Source organism: Thermoanaerobaculia bacterium (assembly GCA_018057705.1).
Taxonomy (GTDB): domain Bacteria; phylum Acidobacteriota; class Thermoanaerobaculia; order Multivoradales; family JAGPDF01; genus JAGPDF01.
In genome coordinates this window covers 1-6450 of the sequence record JAGPDF010000135.1, presented here as the reverse complement: position 1 = coordinate 6450, position 6450 = coordinate 1, and the positions used below count along the sequence as shown (strand labels likewise).

Below are 6450 nucleotides of genomic sequence, written 5' to 3'. Positions count from 1 at the left end.
GCTCGAGCCGGGAGAAGAGATCGCCGAGCGGCAGGATCGAGTCGCCGTCCTGCCCGCCGACGAACGTCGTGATGCCCTGGCTGACGGCGGCGAGCGCCTCCGGATGCTCGAAGATCTGCTCGTCGCCGTGGGTGTGCGTGTCGATGAAGCCCGGAGCCAGCGCACGGCCGCGAGCCTCGACGACCGTCTCCCCGGGGACGGGCGCCAGCACCTCGGGCGCGTAGGCGACCGCGGCGATCCGGTCGCCCACGATCCGCAAACTCCCCTCCCGTCCGGTAGCGCCGCTGCCGTCGAGGATCAGGGCGCGAGTGATCCGCGTGGTGGATACAGCCTCTGCCGAGGCGGCACCGAAAGGGGCGGCCAGGGTCACGAAAAGGCAGAGAAGCGGTGTCCGTCGCATCGCACCCATCGCGCGAAGGAGCCTATCAACCTCACCGTGCGCCCTGTGGACGCGGCCGGCCGGCCGATCGGGTGGGAGACCGGGCATCCATCGTGCTGTACGCTTTTGGTGATGCGCCGCTCCGCCGTTCTGGCCCTCTCGCTCTTCGCCATCGCCGCTTCGCTCCCTGCCGAGGTCCGCGAGTGCCTGCCGATGGCGCCGACCTGCGGTCACCATGCTGCGGCAGTCGCCTCGAGTTGCTCACGGATGGAGCGCAACAACGGCTGTCCGAGCCAGCGACCGGCGGGCTGCCCGAAGACCCGTCCGACCCGCGACTCCGGCAACTGCCGGCTGCATCCGACTCCGCCTATCCTTCGCCAGGCGCCCACCAGAGAGGTCGCGGCGCCGGTCGCGGCCTCCCGACTCGAGGTCCTCGTCACACTGGACGCCCCCCGTCCCGCTCGCCTTGACTGGCGGGAGGCCCCGGTACTGCGGCCGCGCGCCTCTCCGGCCGCCGCTCCGCGCTCCCCCCGGCCGCCCCCGCTCACGGCCTGAAGGTCCCGTCCTTCGCCTCGAACTCCAATCTTGAACCGGGTCCGCGCCGCGGGCCCAGAAAGATATCGATCATGCACGCAAGCAAGACCACCGTTTCGCTGTTCGCCCTCGCCTTCGGTCTCACCGTCTCTGCCTTCGCCGGCGCCGCAGCGGATACACCGGCCCCCGACGCAGCCAAAGCCCCCCAGGCAATGGAGAAAGCCTGCTGCAGGCACCACGACTCCGCCGACGGCAAGGCCGGCATGAATTGCGACCACGCCAGGATGCAGACGGAGGGCGAGAAGGGTGAAGCCTGTCGCGCCCAACACGCTGCCATGCACAAGGACGGCGTCGCTGGCGAGGGCAAAGCCTGTTGCGCCAAGCATGCCGACTGCATGAAGGGCGACGCGACCGCCGACGCCAAAGCCTCCTGCGCCCACCACGCTGCCATGCACAAGGGCGGCGACGAAACTCGTTGCTGCTGCAGCGGCGCCGGCAAGGCCTGCCCGCACCCCGCGGCCGCGGAGGCTCCGGCCAAGAGCTGAGGCCGACGCATCGCAGTTGAAAAAGAGAGGGGCGCGGCAGCGCCCCTCTCTTTGCCTTCCCGCCTATGGAGAAGGAGGCTTCTCGAGTGGCGATTCTCCGCACTCGCGCCAGAGGATCGCGGGACGGGACCTTCCGGAGAATTTCCCCGGAGTAGCGCAGCCGCAGGCCCGACCGTCGACCTAGCTGCCGGTCGGGGCCGCGCCGACCCGCCGCGCGACGGTCCCCTCCGGGTAGTCGTACCAGCCCGGATCCTCGTAGCTCGCGAGGCTCTCGCGGATCTTCAGAACCGTGAACATGCCGCCCATCTCGATCGGTCCGAAGGGACCCGTGCCGGTCATCATCGGCAGCGTGTTCGGCACTCCCGGCATGAGCTCCGAGTGTGCGGCGTGCTCGGCCATGCCGGTCGACCCCATCGCCATGTAGCCTTTGACGAGACGGGAAATGTCCTGCGAAACGCCCTTCTGGTCGACGCCGAGGAGGTTCGGAACGTCGTGCCCCATGGCGTTCATCGTGTGATGCGTCTTGTGGCAATGCAGTGCCCAGTCTCCAGGGTTGTCGGCGACGAACTCGAAGGCGCGCGTGGTGCCGGGAAAGACGTTCACCGTCGTCTCCGGCCACCAGGCGGAGCGCGGGATCTGCCCGCCGTCGGTCTCGGTGACCCACATCTGATGGCCGTGCAGGTGGATGGGGTGGCTCGTCATGCTCAGGTTCGCGAGCCGGATGCGGGTGCGGTCGCCCAGCCTGCAGACCAGCGCCTCCGTGCCGGGATAGACCTTGCCGTTGAAGGTGAAGAGATTGAAGTCGAGCATGACCGCGGCGTCGGGAGTCTTCGTGCCCGGCCGCACGTAAAACATGTGCGGAAAGAGGCAGAAGTCGCGATCGATCCGGCGCTCGGGCCGGCGCGGATGGATGATGAAGAAACCCATCATGCCCATCGCCATCTGCACCATCTCGTCGGCGTGCGGATGATAGAGGTGCGTGCCGTGCTGGCGCAGCGTGAACTCGTAGACGTAGGTCTCGCCCGGCTGGATCTGCGGCTGGTTGAGTCCCCCGACGCCGTCCATCCCCGCCGGGAGCAGAATGCCGTGCCAGTGGATGGTGGTGTGCTCCGGCAGACGATTCTCGACCACGAACCGGACGCGATCTCCCTCGACTGCCTCGATCGTGGGTCCGGGAGCCGAGCCGTTGTAGCCCCAGGCGTTGACCTTCATCCCGGGAGCGAACTCGACTTCGACCGGCTCGGCGACGAGATGAAACTCCTTGACGCCGTCCTTCATCACGAACGGCAGCGTCGAACCGTTCGGTGTGATGACCGGGGTGTAGGGGAGATTTCCCGACGCGACCCGCGCCGGCGGGGGCGCTGGCGTGTGGACCGACCGCGGGTCGGTCGCCGGGGGCACCTCCGGCTGCGAGTGCCCGGCGTGCGGCTCTTGCGCCCAGGCTGCGCCTCCACCGAGGGCCACGCGGGCCCGATCCACCAACGCGGCGCCGGAGGCGATCAGCGCGGCACGCGAGAGCCAGGTTCTGCGGGAGATCATCGCGCGCCTCCAGAGGAAGGATCGGTCGTCGTTGGGGTGGCATCGATCAGGCGTGCGCCGATGGCGCGCTCGAGCCCGATCCTGGCAAGCCAGTACTCGCGCAACGCCGCGGTCGCGGCGAGCGCCGACCCGGTCTCTTCGCGACGCGCGCGCAGCAGGTCGTAAACGCCCTCGAGCATCATGTTGTAGTGCAGGAGCGTCTGCTCGAGGATCGCGCGGCGCTTCGGCAGGAGCACTCCTTCATAGGTCTCGACCAGCGAGCGGGCTCCGAGGAGCTCTTGGCGGCGCACCCGCACCTCCGAAGCGATCTCGAGCGCGAGCCCTTCGAGTTGCCGGCGTGCGCGCCGCTCCTCGGCTTCGAGCCGGGCGATCGAGGCGGCTCCGGTGTCGAAGATCGGCAGGGCAATGGCGATCTGCGGCCCTTCGAGGCGAACACCGTCGAGCTCTGTCTCGCGACTGAAGCCGACTTCGACGCCGACCGGAAAGAAGCGCGTTCCCCTCTTCAGGGAGAGGGCCCGACCGACCAGATCGACGCCGAAACGCGCCGCGTCGAGGTCGAGCCGGTTCGCGAGCGCCTGCTGTTCGAGACCCGTCAGATCGGGCTCCGCACCGGGCAGCGCCGGCAGGTGCCGCGCGACCGACCAGGCGGGGCCCTCCTGCCTCAGGCCGAGGAGAACTTTGAACCGCTCGCGAGCGCCGCCGGCCTCGACCTCCGCCCGGGTGAGGTCGATCGTCGCCTCCGCCTCCTCGGCCTCGAAGAGGGCGACGTCCCGCTCTGCGAGGTTTCCCGCGGCAGCCTGCCGGCGGGCGAGCTTGGCGGCGGCCCGCGTGAGATCGCGCACCAGCGCGACCCGTTCGAGGCTCTCCTCGGCAGCGACCAGAACGACGTAGCCGGTGCGGGCATCGGCCACCAGATCGAGCATCGTCTGCCCCAGCCGGAGCCTGGCCGCTTCGAACTCCACGGCCGCGAGGCGGGCGCGGGCCGGCTGGACCAGCACGTCGAGCAGGTCGGCGACCAGCGCGACCTCGACGTTGCTCCCGGGCGCCGAGCCCGAGGTCCGGCGGGAGGCCGCGAGCGTCGGATTCACGAGGCGCGTCGCCTGGGCATAGTCCGCCCGGGCGATGCCCAGCTCCTCGATCTCCCCGATCAGCGCCCGATTGCGCAGGAGCGCGATCCGGGCCGCCGCAGCGTCGTCGAGCGGCGCTTCCAGCAGCTCCCGGGCCGCGCGCTCGGTGGCTTCATCGTCCGCGGCGGTCCGCGACCAGACCGGCTGGGCTCCGGAGCGTTCCGCAACCGTCGCCGCCACGCTGTCGAACGACGGCCTGGCGTCGACCGAGGCGCAGGCCGAATTGAGCACCAGAGGGAGCCCCACCAAGAGCCGGGCGCCCCGGCCCTTCCAGAAGGCGGGCCGCGAGAGCCAAGGACGCGATTCGAGAGAGGTCACGAAGCGACCCCCTGGCATCAGCGCTGAGAGGAAACGGCGGTGGCGCCAGCGGGCGAATCGAGCGCGGCACGGCGCAGGCGGAGCGCGTTCGCGATCACGGTCACCGAGGAGAAGCTCATCGCGGCGGCGGCGAGCATGGGGGAGAGCAGCCAGCCGGTCCAGGGATAGAGGATCCCGGCGGCGATCGGCACGCCGGCGGCGTTGTAGGCGAAGGCCCAGAAGAGGTTCTGGCGGATGTTCCGCATCGTCGCGTGCGACAGCCGCCGGGCGCGCACGATCCCCCCGAGATCCCCCTTCACGAGCGTCACGCCGGCGGATTCCATGGCGACGTCGGTGCCGGTGCCCATCGCGATGCCGACCCGGGCGCGCGCCAGCGCCGGAGCGTCGTTCACGCCGTCGCCCGCCATGGCGACCTTCCGCCCCTCCTTCTCGAGACGCTCGATCACCGCGAGCTTCTGGTCAGGCAACACCTCTGCGATCACCTCGTCGATCCCCAGCCCCTTCGCCACCGCCTCGGCGGTCGCTCGGCTGTCGCCGGTCAGCATGACGATCCGGATGCCTTCCGCCGAAAGTGCGCGAATCGCCTCCGGCGTCGAGCCCTTCACCGGATCGGCGACCGCCGCGAGCGCCGCAGCCTGGTCATCGACGGCGACGAACATCACGGTCTTTCCCGCGGTCCGCAGCGCCGCGGCCGCGGCGACGAGCGGCGCGGGATCGACGCCGGCGCCCTCGAGCAGCGCTCGGTTGCCGACCAGCAGCCGATGGCCCGAAACCGTCCCCTGCACGCCCTTTCCGGTGACCGAGTCGAAGCTCTCGTTCTCCGCCATGAGTGCCGGACGGGCTCCGCGCTCCCGCGCACCGCCGACGATCGCCGCCGCCAACGGATGCTCGCTCGCCAGCTCGAGGCCGGCGACGAGGCCGAGGAGCTCTCTCTCGCCCAACGCGGAGAAGCCGGGGGCGAGCGCGAAGTCGGTGAGCTTCGGCCTGCCCTCGGTGAGAGTTCCGGTCTTGTCGACGACCAGCGTATCGACGCTGCCCAGGAGCTCGATCGCCTCGGCGTTGCGAAACAGGACGCCCATCGAGGCGCCCCGCCCCATCGCCACCATGATCGACATCGGAGTCGCGAGCCCGAGAGCGCAAGGGCAGGCGATGATCAGCACCGCGACCGCGTTGACCAGGGCGTGCGCGAGGCGCGGCTCGGGCCCGAGCATCGACCAGAGCGCGAAGGTCACTGCAGCGACCGCCAGCACCGTCAGTACGAAGACGGCCGAGATCCGGTCGGCGAGCTTCTGGATCGGTGCCCGGCTGCGCTGCGCCGTGGCGACCATGGCGACGATGCGGGCGAGGAGCGTCTCTCCGCCGACTCTCTCGGCGCGGATGACGAGGCCGCCCGTGCCGTTGACGGTGGCGCCGACCACCTTCGCGCCCGCCACCTTCTCGACCGGAATCGGCTCGCCGGAGACCATCGATTCGTCCACCGCGCTGCGTCCGTCGAGGACCAGGCCGTCCACCGGGATCTTCTCGCCCGGTCGGACCCGCAGTCGGTCGCCCACCCGGACCTCGGCGAGCGGCACGTCCGCCTCGCTGCCGTCGGCGGCGATCCGCCGCGCGGAGGTCGCCTGAAGACCGAGGAGCTTCTTCAACGCCGAGCCCGTCTCGCCGCGCGCGCGCAGCTCGAGCACCTGGCCGAGCAGCACCAGGGCGGTAATCACCGCCGCCGCTTCGAAATAGACCGGTACCGACCCACCGACTCCGCCATGCCGCATCGTGTGCGGCAGCAGATTGGGGAAGAAAGCCGCGACCAGGCTGTAGCCGTAGGCGACGCCGACGCCGAGCCCGATCAGGGTGAACATATTGAGGCTACGGTTCCTCACCGAGACCACGGCGCGCTCGTAGAACGGCCAGGCCGCCCAGACGGCGACCGGTGTCGCGAAGAGAAGCTGCAGCCAGAGCCGCACCTGCGGCGACAGGAACTCTCCGAGCGGGTCGCCCGGGATCATCTCGCCCA

At 70.3% G+C, this 6450-nt stretch carries 5 protein-coding genes; 1 reads left to right on the top strand and 4 read right to left on the bottom strand.

Features of this window, described 5'->3' with window-relative positions:
• On the bottom strand, positions 1 to 400 hold a 400-nt coding region (locus tag KBI44_20960), incomplete at its 3' end, for a D-aminoacylase (protein ID MBP9146955.1).
• A 605-nt stretch (positions 401 to 1005) separates the two neighbouring features.
• Between KBI44_20960 and KBI44_20955 the strand changes: the two genes are divergently transcribed.
• Positions 1006 to 1458, top strand: a complete 453-nt coding sequence (locus KBI44_20955) for a hypothetical protein (protein ID MBP9146954.1) — start codon at positions 1006 to 1008, stop codon at positions 1456 to 1458.
• Between the two features lie 180 nt (positions 1459 to 1638).
• On the opposite strand, the gene KBI44_20950 is transcribed toward KBI44_20955, so the two are convergent.
• The 3 genes from KBI44_20950 to KBI44_20940 all read right to left on the bottom strand — a co-directional run.
• Positions 1639 to 2997 carry a copper oxidase gene (locus KBI44_20950; GenBank protein ID MBP9146953.1) on the bottom strand — a complete coding sequence of 453 codons (1359 nt, stop codon included), beginning with the start codon at positions 2995 to 2997 and terminating at the stop codon, positions 1639 to 1641.
• Positions 2994 to 4355 (bottom strand): TolC family protein, encoded by a 1362-nt coding sequence (locus tag KBI44_20945; GenBank protein MBP9146952.1) that lies wholly within the window; start codon positions 4353 to 4355, stop codon positions 2994 to 2996. The genes KBI44_20950 and KBI44_20945 overlap by 4 nt, the downstream gene beginning before the upstream one ends.
• Positions 4356 to 4459: 104 nt before the next feature.
• On the bottom strand, positions 4460 to 6450 hold a 1991-nt coding region (locus KBI44_20940; protein MBP9146951.1), incomplete at its 5' end, for a copper-translocating P-type ATPase.